Below are 19650 nucleotides of genomic sequence, written 5' to 3'. Positions count from 1 at the left end.
TGCAATATATAATCGGGAAAAAATTTGAATTAACTATGGCAAAGTTTAAATTAGACGAAGTAGATCACCAAATACTGGATATGCTTATTGAAAATACTCGTACACCTTTTACGGATATTGCAAAAAAGCTATTGATCTCTGCAGGTACTGTACACGTACGTGTTAAAAAAATGGAAGAAGCTGGTATTATAGAAGGCTCATCGTTAACATTGGATTACAAAAAGTTAGGGTATTCATTTATCGCCTATGTAGGGATTTATCTACAAAATACTTCGCAAACCAAGTTTGTTTTACAAAGAATTAATGAAATTCCTTACGTTACTGTAGCTCACATCACTACAGGTAAGTTTAATATTTTTTGTAAAGTAAGAGCTAAGGATACAAATCATGCCAAAGAAATCATTTTTAAACTAGATGATATCGATGGGGTATACCGTACCGAAACTATGATTTCTTTAGAAGAAAGTATTAATGATAAAAAACGCTTGATGCATTCCATTTTTCAGGAATTGTAAAGGGTATTTCTGTAGACTATAAAACAAACCCTTTAAGAAATGATTCTTAGAGGGTTTTTTTATAAAAAGCACCGGTATTACCTTTAAATTGAATTAACCATAAAACCACAATAATCACCACAATGGCCAGAAAACCAAAAATCGAACGTTTTAACGAGAATGTTTTAGCAAAATATCAAATTTATAATAGTATACTTTTTACGTTACCTTTTGATACGGTAACAAATACAGGAGTCTTACTGCCTTTGTTCAAAGAAGTTTGTGAAAAAGGGTATGATGAACATAAAAACCCTACAGAAATTGTTGAGCAGTTTTTTTCTTTGTATCAAGATAATCCTTCTCAGAAAGAGCGTCATGACTTGTTGTTTCGATTTATTCAGTACATAGAGCGACAGGTTGTATTATTTGATGCGATAGAAGATGCTGCTTTTCCTATCGTACACAATATGGATGGTAGAGGTACGCTGCGAAGTATAAAAGAAGAAGCCCAAGCCAAAGGCCAATTAGAAGCCTTAAAAGAATATCTTCGGCGTTTTAAAATTAGACCTACCTTAACGGCTCATCCTACCCAATTTTATCCAGGAACTGTATTGGGTATTATACATGATTTGGATGACGCAGTGCGACAAAATGATTTATTACAAATCAAAAAATTACTTGCTCAATTAGGTAGAACCGCATTTTTTAAAAAGGAAAAACCAACTCCTTTTGATGAAGCTGTAAGTTTAATTTGGTATTTAGAAAATGTTTTTTATCACGCTGCCAGTACGATTTATAACTACATTCAACAGAATATATTTGAAGGTGAAGATCTTGATAATGATTTGATTAATCTGGGATTTTGGCCTGGCGGGGACCGCGATGGTAATCCCTTTGTTACTACAGAAACTACTTTAAAAGTAGCCAAAAGATTGCGTAAAACTATTTTGATCAACTATTATCGCGACATTAGAAGCTTGAAAAGGAGGATCACCTTCGGAAATCTTCAAGATAAAATAGCGGTATTAGAATCTGCTCTTTATGATAATTTCTACTACGCCAAAACTGCAGAACCTTTATCTGTTGAAAGTCTTATGAATGGATTGCTGGAAATTAAAAATGAACTTATCAAAGAACATCAATCTTTATTTCTAGAAGAGCTTCAGGATGTAATCAACAAGGTGAAGATTTTTGGTTTTCATTTCGCAACACTCGACATTCGGCAAGATTCGAGAATTCATCATAAAGTACTGACTGATATTGTTGAAAAAACAACAGCTATGGGAATGGATATTTTTCCGAAGAATTATGCGCAATGTTCTACAAACGAACAAATTGATATTCTTTCTACTGTAGTGGGTACCCTCGATCCTTCGATATTCGAAGAAGATATGACAAGAGCTACATTAGAATCTATTTATGCCATTAAAACTATTCAGGATAAAAATGGCGAGCGTGCTGCACATCGATATATTATTAGTAACAATGGTAGCGTACTTAATGTTATGGAAACGTTTGCTCTAATTCGCCTGTGTAATTGGAAGTTTCCTACGGTAGACGTGATCCCGTTGTTCGAAACTGTACCTGATCTGCAGGTGGCTCACAAAGTTATGGAGTCGTTATATACCAATCCGGTATACGCTCAACATCTTAAACGTCGCGGAATGAAGCAAACCATTATGCTAGGTTTTTCAGACGGTACAAAGGATGGAGGATATCTAATGGCTAATTGGGGAATATTTAAAGCAAAAGAGGCTTTAACTGAAATCTCTAGAAAATACGATATAAAAGTTGTCTTTTTTGATGGTCGTGGCGGACCACCAGCTAGAGGTGGCGGAAATACCAATCAATTTTATGCCTCGTTAGGTCCTACTGTAGAGCACGAAGAAATACAATTAACCGTACAAGGGCAAACCATTAGTTCTAACTTTGGTACTTTAGATTCGTGTCAGTATAATTTGGAACAATTATTAGGTGCCGGTGTAGAAAACGAATTGACTAATAATGAAGCCAACCTATTTTCTGAAGAGAACAAAAACACCATGCAAGAACTGGCCGATATTAGCTATCGCGCCTATGTTGACTTTAAAAATCATCCTAAGTTTCTTCCGTATTTAGAACACATGAGTACGTTAAAATTTTATGGTAAAGCTAATATTGGTAGTCGTCCTTCAAAACGTAGCAAAAGTGATACCTTGGATTTTGGAGATTTAAGAGCGATACCCTTTGTTGGTAGCTGGAGCCAGCTTAAACAAAATGTACCCGGATTTTATGGGGTGGGGACTGCCTTAAAAAGTTATGAAGATCGAAAAGAGTTCGATAAAGTTATTGCATTGTTTAAGGAGTCGGCCTTTTTTAGAGCATTGATAGGCAATAGCATGATGAGTTTAACGAAGTCATTTTTTGAGCTTACCTCGTACATGAAGGAAGATAAAGAATATGGATCATTTTGGGATAATATTCATGATGAATATATGCTTACCAAACGCTTATTATTTAAACTGACAGGGTATTCAGAACTTATGCAAAATGAACCTGCAGGAAAGGCTTCTATCGATATAAGAGAAAATATCGTATTGCCATTATTAACCATACAACAGTATGCGCTTCGAAAGATTCAGGAAATTCAACGATCTGATACAAAAGATGCACAGAATCTTGAAATATACGAGAAGATGGTCACACGTTCACTATTTGGGAACATTAACGCAAGCCGAAATTCGGCATAACACAAAATTCTATTAAGAAAATTTGATTAGGCAGAAATGTACTATATATTAGAATTTCGTAATGAGAGTTGAAATACCAATAAAAGCAAGTATTTTCTCAATTTTAGCATAGCAGTTTAACCTGAGCGGAGTCGAAGGGCTACCGCGAAATTGAAAAATAAAGCTCAGCGTTTGTTTTTGAAAGTATTTCAAGCCGTAATACCTAACCCGCCTTTTTCTAATAAAATGGCAGGCGGGGATTTTATAATGCATAATCCGGGTTTATTCAATACTACGAATTTCGATAATGCTGTGCGTATTTGTGTTATCGGTATACGAATCTCCATTAGTAGCTATAAATATTCTTCCGGTAGGTGATACGGCAATGTCTCGTAAGCGCCCAAAAGTCTTCGTGAAAAATTTCTCTTCTTTAACAACATTGGTTCCTTCATCGTTAAGTGTTAAAGCTATAATTTGCTGCTCTTTTAAAACAGTCATAAGTAACTTATTCTTCCATTGAGGAATATTATCGTATGTGTAAAAAATTAAATCAGACGGTGCTATCGTAGGTGTCCAGTTAAAAATTGATTCTTCAACTTTAGTATTCAAAGCAAAGGCTTGTTCTTCATCAGTATCAATAATTCCTTTTACTTCTGGCCATCCGTAGTTTTTACCCATTTCAATACGGTTGATTTCATCATCAGTGTTAGGTCCGTGTTCTGAACTATAGAGATTACCATTAGGATGCCATGTTAATCCTTGAGCATTTCTATGACCGTAACTATAAATGTAACTATTTGAGATAGGATTATCATTTGGTATGCTTCCATCTAAATTTAATCTTAAAACTTTACCGGCAAGTGAGTTTATATTCTGTGATAAATTTATATCACCGGCATCCCCGGTGCTCATAATTATTTTTAAGTCGGGAGTAATTAGTAATCGAGAACCATTATGTGTTCTACCTGCAGGAATATTATCTAATAAGGTGATTTCATTAGATAATGTGCCGTTACCGTATGAATAACGAACTAATTTTTCTTTTAATTCATTTGGTTCGCCATACGTGTATACTACATATATATAAGGATTCAACTCAAAATCAGGATGGTGTACCATTCCTAATAAACCACTTTCTTGTACCTGAGCTACTTCATTAATTTGTAGCACGTCTATTTGTTCTCCGGTATCTGGATTGATTCTACTAATTTTGCCATTTCTCTCGGTAACCCATAAAAAATTATCTGGCCCCCAGGTTAATTCCCACGGAATACTTAATGTATTAATTAAGGTACTGGTAGCTTCTATTGGTCCGTCACCAGGGTTCGGATTGGGATTTGGAGTATCGTCGTTATTACATTGACTACATAAAATTAGAGATAGTAATGTGAAGCCTAGTATTTTGGATTTTCTTTTCATAACATTTAGAAGGTTTTTAGTCTTTTGTGAATTAAGACCCTGAAATAAGTTCAAGGTGATGTATCAATTTGATTACCTATGGCGTACATGAAACAAATTATGAATTTGTGTAGTATTACAGTATTCATTCTCATTATAATATTAACTTATTTCTAGTTCATTTATTTTACGATTAACCGTGTTAGCTTTTAATATCAAAATGAATATAAACCATAAGTTAAAAATATCTTTTACGTATTTTAAAAGAATAGTAAACAAAAAGATCATTTCAAGGATTTTGAGTAAACTATCAATGAGAAACTATACCAGGGTTAAAAATGTATTGAATTATAATTAGAAAATGTATTTTTTAATAGGAATATCTGTAATCAATCATATCGCACTGTCTCCTCGAGCGCAGTCGAGAGGTTAGCAAATCCAACGAACTTTAAATCAGGTCTCGACTGCGCTCGACCAGACATTAAAGTTAATTTTATGATGTATAGCGGATATTCAATTTCTTAATCCCTTGTACTTCATTTGCATAAGAAATTTAAGTATTTTTTGTAAAAAATTAAAAATTTATTTTGGGTAAAGATTGTATATTGATTGCTATTTAACGAACTGGTTTCAACTTTTATTATTACCGAGCTCATGGTGAGTGACTGTTTTTCAGCTGAAGAATTCAGTTTTTGTAACATAAGGAATTAGAGTTTCTAGATCATAGGAATAGTTACACTACAATATTTTGATACCGTTAAGGTGCAAAATAGTACTTTAAATGAGTTTGCTTTAAAAATTAAGGATTTTAAGCTATGGATACAAAAAAAGACACTTCTATTTTACATACAGCCGACTCAAGAGGCGAAGCAGATCATGGTTGGTTACATTCGCGACACACTTTCAGTTTTGCTAACTATTATAATCCTGATAGAATGAATTTTGGAGTATTAAGAGTCCTAAACGATGATATTGTTACCGCAGGTAGAGGTTTTGGTGCTCATCCTCATAGTAATATGGAAATTGTATCTATCCCATTATCAGGTGCACTAAAACATATGGATAGTACAGGCAGAAGTGAAGTAATTCAGGAAGGGGATATTCAAGTAATGAGTGCAGGAAGTGGTATTCAGCATAGTGAAATGAATGCCAATAATGATGCCGAAGTACAATTTTTACAAATTTGGATCATTCCTAATAAAGAAAATATTACTCCGCGATACGATCAAATATCGTTACATCCAGAAGATCGAAAAAATAAACTACAGCAAATTTTATCTCCAAATCCAGAAGACGATGGTGTATGGATATACCAAGATGCGTGGTTTCATTTAGGTACTTTGGATGCAGGTATACAGTTAGAATATACTTTAAAAATTCCAGAAAATGGAGTATATATTTTTGTATTAGATGGAAGTGTAACGATTAACGATCAAGTGGTACAGAAACGAGATGGGTATGGTTTATGGAATGTCTCATCTTTTACAATACAATCGAACCTTGATACTGAACTTCTACTGATGGAGGTGCCTATGACAGTATGAATAGGATCCCGCAACAAATTCTTCTTCTAAACAATGAATTATTTACAATATAAAATAAAATAGAGAACATAATCATGAAAAATAATTTTGATACTTTATCCCAAGCAGTCTCAGCACTACAAGATGCAGGATATACTGAAGATTTTAACCTCAATAGCGATTGCATTGAATGTAAACCTCTAGATATGAAATTATTTGTTAAAGATTTTGAAATTGACGAGATGTATCGCTTCGAAGGGCAAACAAATCCCTCAGACTCATCAATCTTATATGCTATTTCTTCTGATACTTTTGAGTTAAAAGGTTTACTGGTAGATGCATATGGCGTGTATTCTGAAGCATTAACCCCAGAAATGATTCAAAAATTGAAGTACAAGCCTTAAAAGATTAATGAATATTTGTAATCAACCATATCACACTGTCTCCTCGAGCGCAGTCGAGAGGTTTGTACATCCAACAAGCTTAAAATCAGGTCTCGACTGTGCTCGACCGGGCATTAAAGTTAATTTTATGATGTATAGCGGATATTCAATAAAGATTATTATTTCCTTTTAAACCTTCACATATGCAACATCATATACTTATTAATATTTTCGCAATTTTTGGTGTCGCTACGGCCGTTATCGTTATCTGTAAATTTTTAAAAATTCGATATATTATAGGATACCTTATTACCGGTGTACTTTTAAGTCCTAATACAAGTGCTTATTTTGCTGATATGGAAGAAGTAAAAGTGTATGCAGAAATAGGGATTATTCTATTGCTGTTTACGGTAGGGCTTGAGTTTTCTTTTAGTAATTTAAAGCGCATTAAGAATTACGTATTGGTGGGAGGTGCCGCGCAAGTATTTTTCACTATATTTTTAACAGCAGGACTCGTTTGGTTATTCATGCAGCCCTCTAGCGAAGAAAGCATTTTTTGGGGCTTTTTATATGCTTTAAGTAGTACTGCAATCGTGGTAAAAGTACTTCAGGATAGTAATAAAATTACCACATCTTATGGTAAATTTATTTTGGCTGTTCTTCTATTTCAAGATATTATGATTGTGCCACTAATGTTATTTACTCCAATTTTGGCAGGAGCAGGGGATAGCAGTCCCATAGAAGCCATAGCATGGTTATTGGGTAAACTTATAGCCATGGGAGGTATTTCATATCTATTAGCTCGTTACGTAATTCCATTTTTTCTCAAAACTGTGATGAAAATTCAAAGTCAAGAAGTGTTTTTAATTGCCGTAGTTTTTCTAGTCACAGGGATTGCGCTTTTAACTGAAGAAATGGGACTTTCTTTGGCTTTAGGTGCGTTTATTGCAGGTCTCATAATTGCAGAAACGAATTACAGTCATATGGCGATCTCCTGTTTTTTACCCTTTCGATATGTTTTTATGAGTTTTTTCTTTATTTCGATGGGAATGCTACTGGATTATAAAATTTTTCTTACCGATTGGGAGTGGATCATACTCTGGTTCTTTTTTACACTAATTGTCAAAGCAGTCGCAGGAATTTTGGCAGTTAAGGTCATGCGATTAGATTGGAAAACCGCGGTCGCTGTTGGCTTTTCTATTGCACAGATCGGTGAATTTTCATTTGTTTTGGCTCAGAGTGGTTTAGAATATAAATTAATAAGCACAAATAATTACCAGATTTTTCTAGCGGTTTCTATTTTGTTAATGTCGGTAACTCCATTCTTTATACTGAAGGCTGAACAAATTCATCCTGCAATTTCTAAAGTAATACATTCGAGATCAAATGGCTAATCATCGATTAAAATTATACGGTACCAATTGGTGCCCTAAATCTGCGATTATTCGAAATTATCTACAGTCTATTTGGATTGAATTTGATGATTATAATGTAGAAACTAATCCCGATGCAGAAGCGCAAGTTAGATCCCTCTATGATGGCACATTGAAGTTTCCAACAATTACTTACGGCGATGATTTTTTAAAAAATCCTTCGAGAAAGGAGATCGACGCTTTTCTAAAAAAGCATCATCTCTAATACATTCAGATGTTAGCTTAAGAAATTATGTGTTTTTAGCAAATTGAAAAAAGTTTAAATCAGTTCAGTATCAATACCTTATTTTTTACACGAAAAAATTACGATTTTTAATTGCTTACAAAATAATTTCGTTAAAAAGTGTATCAAATTATAAAATGAACCATGGGTTAGAGATATAATTTGAAATTTTAGGGACCACATTAACCTAATCTTTCAAATATGAAAACACAAATCCTTTTCATTACAGGGCTACTAGTGTATGTATCTTGTATTGCTCAATCCAAACTTATTTTTAAGTACGACACTGCTGGTAATCAGATTCAATACAAATATTGTGAGGGATCTGATTGTAATACCGATAAAAGTGTCGATACAACAGAGATAGTGAAAGAAATTGATGCAAATGACAAATTATTACTGAATTCATTTTCTTTATTTCCTAATCCAACCCATGGCGATATTTCATTACAGTGGAGTTCAATTTCCAAACGTAAATTAGAAAAAGTACATCTTATCGACTTTTCTGGTAAAGTATTAACTACCAAAATAAACTTTATTGACGGTGGGGCAGAGTTACATCTGGAGCAACTACCGACAGGAGTGTATTTTGCCAGATTTCAATTTGATGACGCTACTATGATTACCAAAAAAATTCTAAAAAATTAAAACCTAACCACTATGAATTTCAAATCTTTTTTTTGGATTAGTGTACTTATCTGTGCGCTAAATTCACTTACGGCACAAATTGATGTAGGAACCACTGCTGCTTCTTTAGAAGTTTCCCCAACCGGAGCATTAACTTATAACATTCCTATAGCTATACCACCAGGTGTGGGTGACACAGCACCTGGTATATCGCTAGCCTACAGTTCACAAAGTGGCAACGGGATCGCTGGCTGGGGATGGAATATTACAGGATTATCTGCAATTACTAGAACAGGCACTTCTTTGGTGCATGAGGGTTTTGTAAGTGGAGTAGATTTTCAACTTAACGATCGATTTGCATTAGACGGACAGAAATTATTTGCTGTTTCAGGACAGAACGGGAGACCTAATTCTCAATATGCAACTGAGAATCATTCCAATTTGAAGATAGTTGCGTATGGTACTAATAAAAACGGAGCAAACTGCGGACCTGACTATTTTAAAGTTTTTCATCCTGATGGTACCGTTGCCACCTATAAAAATGTAATTGTAGGGGCTGTTCATAACAACGAAGTGGCAGAGTGGCCAATCCATCAGATGGAAGATGCTCAAGGAAATCGGATCAACTATTTTTATCACGAGACCAACGCAGATCAGTTACTGCGTATTAAAAAAATTACCTACGGGGGTCCAAGGTGGAAAAGAGAAGGACATCCTAATATTATTAATTTTTATTACAAAACTAGAAAACGAGTCGAAATAGGATATGCTCCTGGCGAATTGCGCTCAAGAAGGGCTAACATTCTGGATAAGATAGAGGTCATATCAAGCGGCAAACTCTATCGTAAATACAATACGAAACATAAAGTGCTAAAGAACAACTATGAACTGATCGAACAGATACAGGAAAGTAATGGCGATGGTAAAGTTTTAAAACCGATTGTGTTTACATATCCCATTGAGACCAGTCATAATTTATCCTCAGATAGGGAAGTAATAGAAACCGATGAAAAATTTTATGGAGATACCAGAATGGTTGCAGGTGATTTTGATGGAGATACTAAAATGGATTTTATTCTTTATAATAAAGATAAAAAAAGCTATTTACAAAACCATTTGAAAAAGAGGGGTTATGAAAACAATGTTCGAACGAATATAGAAAATTTTCATAGTATAAGCTCTGCTGTTTTTATAAATGATAATGGTGAAATTTCAAAAAAACAGCAAATTCTAACCTTAAAAAGGGATCGAGATAAACTTATTTTTAGAGGTTTTTTATCAGATCATCAGGGAAAATTCAATAAAGTCTACAACAAAACCTTTAAAGACCCTAGTTATATTCCACCACAAACAACAGAAATAGGAAATATAAATGTTCCAATCAATTTAAATAAGAAAAAGGAATTACTTACTGGAAATTTTACTGGTGAAGGTTTGACTACAGCTATCTTTTATCCTGAAGAAGGTAGAAACATTTATTTTGCAGATTTACAAACAAAAGAGAATAATATATCGCTTCAGTTTTCAGGAAAACTAGACCGAAGTTACGAAAAAGACAAAGGTGAGTACTTTCAAATTGCTGATTATAATGGAGATGGAAAAGATGATATTTGGATGTTTGAGCATAATCACATTTCTATATATACTTTAAATACAAACAAAAAACTCACCCTTATCAATGAATATCGTAATGAAAATAGAATTTCATTAGATAAGCATATGTTAGTAGGTGATTTTAACGGAGATGGGAAAGCAGATCTTATGATTCCCCATACTCAATATAAAGAACGCTGGCTCTATTTATTCTCCAAAGGTAATGATCTAACCAAGAAAGGTCATGATGGAGGAGCATTTCAAGAAAAATATGTGAATTTTGACCATTTACGATACAGTGTTAATAAAGATCATCGAAGGTCTTATTACATAGTTCAGGATTTTGATGGAGATGGTAAAACCGATATTCTTAGACAAGTAGTATCGCGTTCTAGAACTCGCTTAAATCAATTGCCACAGGATGAGGATCGGGTAGAAATACCGAGATACAATTGGAAAGTTTCATTAACTAGAAAGATTCAGTTATTCATTAATAGTGGAGGAGATGAGTTTAAAATGAATTTAGAAAGTAATGTCACAGATGTCGATTCCCACGAAGTAAATGCCGAAGGAGCTCCCTATAATTCATCAATTTCAGCAATATTTGGAAATCTTTTTGCTACTTTAAGTACAAATTCTGGATATAAAGGTGTACAAGGAATTCCAGTTTTTTTAGATGTAAATATGCGAAATCCTAATAAGGAATTTGTTTTTGCTTACGGAGATAAATTGTATGCCTACAGTCTCACAAAAGATCACCAAAAAGATGTTCAAATACAAAAAATTGAAAACAATTTAATTACCCAGCATATTCATTATGACAGAATGGAACCTGGCAATAATACCTATACAGAACATTCTGGTGCTAAATATCCTTTTGTGAATGTGAACAATGCACCCGGTACGACCTTGGTGAAAAGAATTATAGAAACCGGTTCTGGTATAACTCGAAAACGTGATTTTAAATACGAAGGTGCTGTAAGTCATTTACACGGATATGGTTTTATCGGTTTTAGGTATTTAAAAAGTACCGACTGGTATGGCGATAATACACCCGTAATTTGGAATATAAGCAAATATGAACTTACCAAAACTCGTGGTGCCGTAGAAAAATCTTGGCGTTCCCTTACATACAACAACAATCCGTCTGACGCGATCAATAGAATGGATTATACCTACCTTACTAAATATAAAGGCAATGTTTTTATCAACAAACCTAAAATCATAAAAACCACAGATCATTTATTGGGATTTAGTGCAACAGAAGAGCTAACCTATGATCAATTTTATAATCCTACCAAAATCATAGTCAAAAACCCAACGGCTACAAAAACAACAACATTTACTTATTCAAATTTGCCTTCAGTTAATGATCATAGCTACCATATCGGTCGTAAACGTAGTGAAGAAACTACAAAGAAACGAGGTAATAGTACCAAGAAGCATCGAGTTTTATATGAATATTATTCGGGTGCCGGCAAGTATGGCTTAATTAATAGAGTTAAAAGATATCATAATAACGTCGAAGGAATTAGAGACATCTATTACTATGATAGCTTCGGAAATGTAATCGCTAAACGCATAGCCACATCTGGAGTACCAGATCGAAGAGAAAATTTCAAATATAGTGCAGATGGACGATTTATGATCTCCAAAACCGATCTCGAGGGACAAACGGTCACTTACAAGTACGACACTTTTTCTGGAAATCCTATCTCTAGTACAGATCACTTAGACCAAACCATTACTACACAATACGATGGCTGGGGACGTGCCATTAGCGAAACCAATTATTTAAATAAGAAAACGCTTTTTTCATATAGCTATAAAAATAACAACGTAAGAAGCGCTGTTAAAGGTCCTGATGGGTCTGAAAGTTTTAAAGAAACCAACGCTTTTGGGCAAGAAGTTCTGGTAGGCTCTAAAAGTTTTTCGGGGGCATGGGTATTTAAACATACTCGATTTGATGCTTCCGGAAGAAAAACTAGAGAAAGTGAACCCCGTTTTGGGTCTGATGCTTATCAGTGGAATATTTTTGCCTATGATCAATATGGTCGAATGCTTAATGCTACTGCATATACAGGTCAGATCGCGAGTACATCATATAATGGATTACGTGTAACTGTTGATGATGGTACAAAAACAGTCACTACCGTCAAAGATCATGAAAATAAAACCAATAGTGTTACCGATCCCGGTGGTACGATTTATTATACATATGATGCCGATGGCAATTTGATTCAATCTGATTATGATGGCTACAAAATTGCCGTTACCTACGATGCATTAGGCAGAAAAACCAAATTAACAGATCCAAGTGCAGGAACCTATACCTATACGTATGATAATTACAATCAACTGCTTAGCGAGCGATCTCCCAAAGGAGAAACAACATACACCTATGATGATTTTGGTAAGGTACTTACAAAAAAAATTAAAGGAGATCTAACAGATATCACAGAAAGCTATACATACGATGCAAAAAGTAAGCAGGTGACATCGATATCTGCAAAAAGCAATGGTGAAAACTTTACATACACCTACAACTATGATCGATATTATCGTGCCATAAAAGTAACCGAAAGTAATAATAAGGCATCTTTCAATAAATGGATGTATTATGATGCGCAAGGTAGGGTTTATAATGAAGTAATGGAATCTATTGTAGGAGGTAATGTAAGTAAAGTAAATCAGCAAAGTATTTATGGACAGTATGGACACCTAATAGAATTACGTAGTAATGGCAAAAGTATTTGGAAACTAGGCAAAGAAAATGCCAAAGGACAAGTTGAAAAAGCTACTCTGGGCAATGACATAGTTCAAAATACACAATATGATGCTCTTGGTTTTGTAAAAGAAATTAAAGATGCCAGACCTGTGAATAATGGGGTGGTTGCCATGCATACTCAATACACTTTTGAGGCTAAAACCGGATTATTAAAACAGCGTAATAACTTCAGGTTTGGGGGAGTTGAAGAAAAATTCACTTATGATAACTTAAAACGGTTAAAAACAATTCGTGGATCTCTTACCAAAACAATGGAATATGATCCTAAAGGTCGTATTACCCAGAATTCTGATATTGGAGCGTATTCCTATCCATCAGCAAACAGTTTTCAACTGGCAGGAATCGATTTAAATCAGAAGGGAGACGCACATTATGCCTCACGCCCACTGCATCAAATGACATTTAATGCCTTTAAAAAACCCGTTACAGTATCGCAACAAGGTTACGGAAAAATCACCTATGGATATAATCCAAGCCTAGGTCGAAGCCATGCGTATTATGGTAATGAAGAAGAAGATGCCGAAGATCGTAAATATCATAAGCATTACAGCAGTATTTTTCCTGGTGAAGTTGTTGAAAACAAAGAGAATAGTACAGCGAAATTCATCACTTACTTAGGTGGAGATGCGTATACTGCCGTAGCAGCGCAAATCAAAGTTACCAAAGGACAGAATGTTGAATATAACAGTATCAACTACCTACATCGTGATTATCTAGGCAGTATCATGGCCATTACTGACGCCAATCGCGTGGTGCGGGAGCGTATGCATTACGGGGCCTGGGGTACGGTAGAACGATATTATTCAAAAGCAGGCGTGCGCAATTTTGGATATGAATCTATACTGCAACGGGGATATACCGGGCACGAGCATTTTGAAGATGTAGGCTTAATCCATATGAATGGTAGAATGTACGATGCCAACCTGGGTCGTTTTTTATCGCCGGATAATTATGTACAGGACCCTAGCAATACACAAAATTTTAATCGGTATGGGTATGCGTATAATAATCCGTTGATGTATACTGATCCCAGTGGGGAGTTTTTTTTTGCTGCGGTAGCTGCCTTTGCGGTTAAAGCTTTTTTTGTGGGAGCTGTCACGGCATTTATAGCTGGAGGAATACAAGGAGTGGTAGTCAATGGCATTTTCAATATGATTAGCGGTCAGCCATTCTTTGCAGGAGCAGGGAGTGCGTTTATATTTGGTGGCATATCGGCAGTTCTTTCAAATGGAATTGGTAATTTATTTAGGGCTGATAGGGGTGGAATATTTAGTAAATTCGAAAATGGATTTTGGCATCAGGCAGCGCATGGTGCTAAAGGTGGAGTAATGACCCAACTGTATGGGGGTGATTTTAATGATGGTTTTGTTTCTGGATTTGTTGGTCATTCAATTGCAGATTTTACTGGAGCATTAACCAAGGAATGGAATACTATTTGGAAAGCGACTACGCAAATTGGTTCCGGTGCATTGGCAGGTGGTTTAAGCAGTCAAATTAATGGAGGTAGCTTTAAAAATGGATTTAAAGAGGGATTAACATCTGCTGCGTTTAATGCTGCATTTGTTCCTATTATTGTACAAGGACTTAGATTTGGATTTACAAGGCTTAGTACTAAATTATTAACAAGTACTAGTTCTAGAGCAGTTGCCTCTGGCAGCAGTGCCACAGGAGTACTTATTTCCAGAGGGAACAGAAGTTTTTCAAGTTTTAACAGGGCAGTGGAACATTATAGAAGACATTCTTCAAGTATTAAGAATGCTCTGGGTAGAAGAAATTACTCTTTGTCTAATTACATAGATGATGCAAATTATATTATAAATCATGGAAGGTATGTTCCTGAATTACATGGCTACGTAAGTTTAGTAGGCGGAACTGGGAGTGCTAAATATGCTTTTGTAGGGCTGAATCGTTCTACTAACAATATAACAACCTTTCATATAAAACCCATTAGAAGACTTGTTGAAATAGCTCCTAGTTTAGGATTAAGATAAAACTCATGAGTCCAGATCGCACGGATTTAAGGTTGTAATCCGTGCCAATAAAAATTAAAAAACCAAATCATGAAAACACGAAAAATAAACATTCTACTATTAACAATCCTAACCCTATTTCTCTACGCCTGCGGGAGTGATGATACGAATCCTGAAACCGGGGGAGAGACAGAAACTCCACCGATTAGCGAACTCGAAAATGATCCGCTTTTTATCGACTACATAAAGGATTTTAAGAATTATCCTGAGATTTCAGATATCGATAAGGCTCAAGATATTGTTGATACTAATGATTCAACAGACAATCTAGACGATACTGAGAAACAAGAACTCGCTAACGCCATGGGTTTTAATGACTATTCTTCCTTTGAAAATAGGGTAAAAAAAACTTTAGACAAAAGAGCTTCAGTCGCTAAAAAATATGACTTTAAGCAATATTCTGATACCATAATATCCATAATGTTTGGAAGTGTACTAAAAACTTTAAAGTTTGAGGAGATTGATTCTATAATTTCCGCAAAGAAGACAAATGAAGATACTATCAAAAGTACAGCGAATTGCTGGGATAACTTTCGGGGCGGTGTATGTGATTATTGTGATGATGATCTTCAAGATTGTTATGATAGAGTTTCTTTATTTTTAGAGCAGTTTGACGAAGTTTGTGGTACCGATTTACTAAGATGTGGGGTTATAGGATTTGTATATACCAAAATTGCCGATAAACGATGTGAATGCTCTTTTGATACCTGCGTATTTACCGGCTGTGATTGCAATCCTAGTGAGGAAGATCGATGTTTTCTTTAGTCAATAAAACAAATTTGTTATAGAATTCAACAAACTTATAAAGAAACTTTATTGCAACAATATCGTATCAAACGCTTCCCGATACTCTGAAGGGGTTTGACCAACGTATTTCTTGAAAGCTCTATTAAATGATGTTCTGCTACTAAATCCAGATTGATAACCAATCGCTTCAATTTTTAACTGAGTTTCATTGGGGTCTTCAAGTAGTTTTTTGGCTTCTTCGATTCTATATAAATTGATAAAATTACTAAAGTTTTTACCAAAGCCATCATTTAAAACCTCGGATAAAACATGTACACTTAATGATAAATCATTGGCCATATCAGATTGTTTTAATTCATAATCAAGATATGGTTTTTTATCATCCATATACTCTAAAATTTGATGGATACGTACTCGCTTTTCTTCTATTGTAAGTTTAGAATTTCTATATTTTTGAGGTTTTTCTGCGTCTATAAAAATTGTCTGATCTGCTTCAGAAATAGGCCTAGACCTAGATAACTCTGTCAGTTTTTGTTTAAGTGTATGATTTTGATCGAGTAGCAATGCCCTGTCCTTTAAAATTAGTTTGTGTTCTCTGGCGATTAGCTTTTTCTTCCGTATAAATACAAATAGTAAGATCGTAACAATAGAAACTGCAAGTATACCGTACAGCAAAAGTTGATTGATTGATTGGCTTTGTTTTTCTATAATTTTTGTACTTTCTGCCAGCTGTTTTTCGACTATAAATCGTTTTGCGCTTGATAAAGTAGACAAGTAATCTTCTCTAGAATTTTCGTAAGCCCTATGCTCTTTTACGGCACTTTCATAATTTTTCAATATTTCATGTAATTGGGCCAAATATTTATGACTATACATTTTAATTTCGAGATAGTCGTTAGTTATGGCTAATGCTTTAGCTTTTTGTAAAGGTGCTTGTGCCTCTACAAATTTCTTTACATGAAACAGTGCTTTTCCGAGATATAAATTACCCAGGGCTATAGCTTCATTTGAAGAATCTCGTGTCGCTAACTCTAATGCAATAGCTATCGTTTCCTGTGCCTTTTCATACATTTCTAAAAACAAATAGCAATTAGCCATATTTAATAACGAGAGATAAACTGCCTGCTCATTACCTAATTGCTCTCCTAGAACTTTGCCTTTTTCATAAATTTCCAGCGCTTTTGTGTAATTTTCGTTGATTAAAGCTACATCACCTAAAGTTGCATATACAGAAACGTTTAATAACGCTGTTAAATTTTTTTCTTTTTGTAGTGCAAAAACTTCTTGCGCTGCATTTTTGGCATTAATAGTATCGACAATAGAATTGTAGGTATTACTTAAGTTAACTAGTACAACAGCCCTGTCTAAATACATTTGCTCTTCAGTCTCCAAAATTTTTAATACCTCTAAGTATCGGGAGACTGATTTTTTATAAGCCCCTATTTTTTGATATGCCGAAGCTTGCTGCGTAATGGCTCTAATTTTAGGAATTTTTAGATTATTTTGATCTGCCAATACTTCTAACGAATCCATAGCTTTAATGTATTCTTTATATTTCCCTTCATGAAAAAGTAGTAGCGCACGCTTATTTAATTGATTAACTACATTTCGTACAGGTGTTTGAATATCTACGGTATCAACCATAGATACTTGCGCGTGTACAACAAAATTCATACAATATATAAGAACCAAAAAGAGAAATCGAAGGGGGAAACGGGATGTGATAAAGTGTAGGTTAATCATAATAATAGCTATATTTCGATAAACAAAGTTAGTTGTTTCGAAGCATACCTTTAAATAGGCGATTGTTGCCATTGCAATATCGTTAATTATAAATTGAGTATGAAATTTTAAGTACCGAAGTTTCGAATTATATTCGTTCTAATGTTATACCAGTTCCACTTTAAAACTGCCCAAATAAAAAGCAGTCATTTTTTGTTTAGATAAAAAGAAAACTCAATCATAGCCGTAGCTACGGTTGCTTTTTATTTTGAAGTATAAACGTAGTTTTATACGAATAAACTACAGTTAGCTTATTGATTTTAAATTTTTTAACCAAATATCTTTAACATTTACTTAAGCTTACTATCCTATCTTTTATTCATTTTCTTTTGTAGAGGTGATTATCTTGCCATACCTAATCCCTCTATAAGGGTTTCATCATATCAGTTAATATGGGTTCATAGTTTAATTTGAAAAAGACTTACTTTGGTATTGCGATAATGTGACGGAAGTTTCGAAGCATTTTTGAGAGGAGCAGAGCCAAGAAACTCAAAACCACAATTCGTGTAATACGAGATTAGCTTTTCATTATGTCCGGCAGTATCCATGCGAATGAACTCTTTTTGTCGAGATGCTGCAAAAGTGTACGCCCACGTGATAATTTTCTTTACAAAATGTTGCCCTCTAAATTTAGGATTCGTTGCAATTCGGTGAATATAAACCGACGGATCTTTGTTTTTGACTTCCCAAATATAAGGGTCATCAAAAGTAGTCATCCAAACACAAGCAATTTGGTTATCTATTACGATTTTCCATTGTTGCCCCGCGTCTATTTCTTTTTTAATATCGCTATGTGTAAATTGAGGCCAAGGTACAGCTCCCACTTTTGTTTGATACGCTACAGCATGTGTATACAGTTGTAAAATCGCCGGAATATCTTCAATAGTAGAATTTTCTATATGCATTTATAAGATTTGAAAATAAATAGTAGGAACCAAACCGGTTCATAATGATTAAAAATGTACTACTGATAACACTAGTATCGCACAACAAGATAAACAAATCTCTAAAAACAATGGAAGCATATCTAACAAAACCCAGATTTTACATTAAAAAAATCTGGGTTTAACTTTATTAGAACTTTACGATACAATCTTAAAAGATCTATTTACATCTTTTAGTTGTAGCATTTTATGGTGTAACTCTTTCAAAATGTACCCTGTCTCTAGGCAAATCATCATCTTCTAATAAGTGTAATTGTGTATCAGTTTTTTCTACTATTGCCCAACGATCGTCTTCAAGGTCTTCTAGCTCCTCTCTGTTACTTAAAAGAACAAAAGTACTTTCATCAAGGTCTATTGCAATGCGTTTATTATTGCTATTGATAGACCAGGTACCGGTAACGGTATTTGATCCGTCGGTGATATTAATAGCTCCATTTTCTTCAAAATTAATAGTAAGTCCGTTAAAATCGCTCGTCTCATCCTCATCATCGTCTCGAAATAACGTAACAATCCATGATCCGCTTACTTCACTATTGGTGATTGGGAGCAATGTGCTTTCATCAAGACCAGAGTTGTTATTATTGTCATCATTATCATCATCACTACATGCGATAAAACCGATTATAAAAATAGATAGTAATACGCTCTTGATAATAAAAGATACTGTTTTCATAAATATATGTTTTAAGGTTATTTACAAATATATTCGTGTAATCATAGATTGAAAACGAAATTAACATAGGCTATAGAGAAGTTTATTACATACATTAGAAAGTGTTAAAAGTGAGCCTTTTAAGGTTAAAATCATTTTAAAAAGGATAGTTTTCAAAAGAAAATATAGTATTTGTCAAATTAATTTAAATCACGGTAGTGTATATGTTACAGAACGATAGGTGAGCACAATTTTTTAGTAGTTGAACTCATGTATACAGGTAGTTTTGCATATAGATTAACGAATTGATGATTTACACTCATTA

The 19650-nt window shown here is 34.3% G+C and carries 13 protein-coding genes; 9 read left to right on the top strand and 4 right to left on the bottom strand.

Translation table 11 applies throughout. The features are described 5' to 3' along the window. The first annotated feature begins 35 nt into the window (after positions 1–35). On the top strand, positions 36–515 hold the full coding sequence (locus tag J8281_RS07135; protein ID WP_210196926.1) for an Lrp/AsnC family transcriptional regulator: 480 nt from the start codon (positions 36–38) through the stop codon (positions 513–515). A 122-nt stretch (positions 516–637) separates the two neighbouring features. Further along, positions 638–3223 (top strand): phosphoenolpyruvate carboxylase, encoded by a 2586-nt coding sequence (locus J8281_RS07130; RefSeq protein WP_210196925.1) that lies wholly within the window; start codon positions 638–640, stop codon positions 3221–3223. A 261-nt stretch (positions 3224–3484) separates the two neighbouring features. Here the strand turns inward: J8281_RS07130 and J8281_RS07125 are convergent, their stop codons facing one another. Next, a complete protein-coding gene (locus tag J8281_RS07125) occupies positions 3485–4621 on the bottom strand; it encodes a sorbosone dehydrogenase family protein (RefSeq protein WP_210196924.1) in 1137 nt (378 codons plus the stop codon). A 794-nt stretch (positions 4622–5415) separates the two neighbouring features. On the opposite strand from J8281_RS07125, the gene J8281_RS07120 reads away from it, so the two are divergent. The 7 genes from J8281_RS07120 (at position 5416) to J8281_RS07090 (ending at position 15965) form a co-directional block, all read left to right on the top strand. Beyond that, on the top strand, positions 5416–6144 hold the full coding sequence (locus tag J8281_RS07120) for a pirin family protein (RefSeq protein WP_210196923.1): 729 nt from the start codon (positions 5416–5418) through the stop codon (positions 6142–6144). Positions 6145–6218: 74 nt separating this feature from the next. After that, on the top strand, positions 6219–6527 hold the full coding sequence (locus J8281_RS07115) for a phosphoribosylpyrophosphate synthetase (protein ID WP_210196922.1): 309 nt from the start codon (positions 6219–6221) through the stop codon (positions 6525–6527). Positions 6528–6709: 182 nt separating this feature from the next. Further along, positions 6710–7900, top strand: coding sequence for a cation:proton antiporter (locus tag J8281_RS07110; RefSeq protein ID WP_210196921.1), 1191 nt, complete (start codon positions 6710–6712; stop codon positions 7898–7900). Beyond that, positions 7893–8144: a glutaredoxin family protein gene (locus J8281_RS07105; RefSeq protein WP_210196920.1), complete on the top strand. Its 252-nt coding sequence runs from the start codon at positions 7893–7895 to the stop codon at positions 8142–8144. The genes J8281_RS07110 and J8281_RS07105 overlap by 8 nt, the downstream gene beginning before the upstream one ends. Positions 8145–8363: 219 nt before the next feature. Continuing rightward, positions 8364–8810 (top strand): T9SS type A sorting domain-containing protein, encoded by a 447-nt coding sequence (locus J8281_RS07100; RefSeq protein WP_210196919.1) that lies wholly within the window; start codon positions 8364–8366, stop codon positions 8808–8810. A gap of 12 nt (positions 8811–8822) precedes the next feature. Continuing rightward, complete coding sequence (locus J8281_RS07095) at positions 8823–15161, top strand: RHS repeat-associated core domain-containing protein (RefSeq protein WP_210196918.1); 6339 nt, start codon at positions 8823–8825, stop codon at positions 15159–15161. A 69-nt stretch (positions 15162–15230) separates the two neighbouring features. Further along, positions 15231–15965, top strand: a complete 735-nt coding sequence (locus J8281_RS07090) for a hypothetical protein (RefSeq protein WP_210196917.1) — start codon at positions 15231–15233, stop codon at positions 15963–15965. Between the two features lie 48 nt (positions 15966–16013). Here the strand turns inward: J8281_RS07090 and J8281_RS07085 are convergent, their stop codons facing one another. The 3 genes from J8281_RS07085 to J8281_RS07075 all read right to left on the bottom strand — a co-directional run bounded on the left by J8281_RS07085 (position 16014) and on the right by J8281_RS07075 (position 19346). Beyond that, positions 16014–17621, bottom strand: a complete 1608-nt coding sequence (locus tag J8281_RS07085; protein ID WP_210196916.1) for a helix-turn-helix domain-containing protein — start codon at positions 17619–17621, stop codon at positions 16014–16016. A gap of 506 nt (positions 17622–18127) precedes the next feature. After that, positions 18128–18634, bottom strand: coding sequence for a GNAT family N-acetyltransferase (locus J8281_RS07080; RefSeq protein WP_210196915.1), 507 nt, complete (start codon positions 18632–18634; stop codon positions 18128–18130). Between the two features lie 226 nt (positions 18635–18860). Further along, complete coding sequence (locus J8281_RS07075; RefSeq protein WP_210196914.1) at positions 18861–19346, bottom strand: lipocalin-like domain-containing protein; 486 nt, start codon at positions 19344–19346, stop codon at positions 18861–18863. Positions 19347–19650: the final 304 nt, after the last annotated feature.

It is taken from the genome of Aquimarina sp. U1-2, from assembly GCF_017897595.1.
GTDB lineage: Bacteria > Bacteroidota > Bacteroidia > Flavobacteriales > Flavobacteriaceae > Aquimarina.
The sequence above is the reverse complement of the archived record's forward strand: the minus strand, read 5'-3'. Positions and strand labels throughout refer to the sequence as shown.

Bases quoted from the DNA above. Each gene is read 5' to 3' on its own strand.
- J8281_RS07135 (WP_210196926.1), top strand. From the start codon at position 36: ATGGCAAAGTTTAAATTAGACGAAGTAGATCACCAAATACTGGATATG.
- J8281_RS07130 (WP_210196925.1), top strand. From the start codon at position 638: ATGGCCAGAAAACCAAAAATCGAACGTTTTAACGAGAATGTTTTAGCA.
- J8281_RS07125 (WP_210196924.1), bottom strand. From the start codon at position 4,621: ATGAAAAGAAAATCCAAAATACTAGGCTTCACATTACTATCTCTAATT.
- J8281_RS07120 (WP_210196923.1), top strand. From the start codon at position 5,416: ATGGATACAAAAAAAGACACTTCTATTTTACATACAGCCGACTCAAGA.
- J8281_RS07115 (WP_210196922.1), top strand. From the start codon at position 6,219: ATGAAAAATAATTTTGATACTTTATCCCAAGCAGTCTCAGCACTACAA.
- J8281_RS07110 (WP_210196921.1), top strand. From the start codon at position 6,710: ATGCAACATCATATACTTATTAATATTTTCGCAATTTTTGGTGTCGCT.
- J8281_RS07105 (WP_210196920.1), top strand. From the start codon at position 7,893: ATGGCTAATCATCGATTAAAATTATACGGTACCAATTGGTGCCCTAAA.
- J8281_RS07100 (WP_210196919.1), top strand. From the start codon at position 8,364: ATGAAAACACAAATCCTTTTCATTACAGGGCTACTAGTGTATGTATCT.
- J8281_RS07095 (WP_210196918.1), top strand. From the start codon at position 8,823: ATGAATTTCAAATCTTTTTTTTGGATTAGTGTACTTATCTGTGCGCTA.
- J8281_RS07090 (WP_210196917.1), top strand. From the start codon at position 15,231: ATGAAAACACGAAAAATAAACATTCTACTATTAACAATCCTAACCCTA.
- J8281_RS07085 (WP_210196916.1), bottom strand. From the start codon at position 17,621: ATGAATTTTGTTGTACACGCGCAAGTATCTATGGTTGATACCGTAGAT.
- J8281_RS07080 (WP_210196915.1), bottom strand. From the start codon at position 18,634: ATGCATATAGAAAATTCTACTATTGAAGATATTCCGGCGATTTTACAA.
- J8281_RS07075 (WP_210196914.1), bottom strand. From the start codon at position 19,346: ATGAAAACAGTATCTTTTATTATCAAGAGCGTATTACTATCTATTTTT.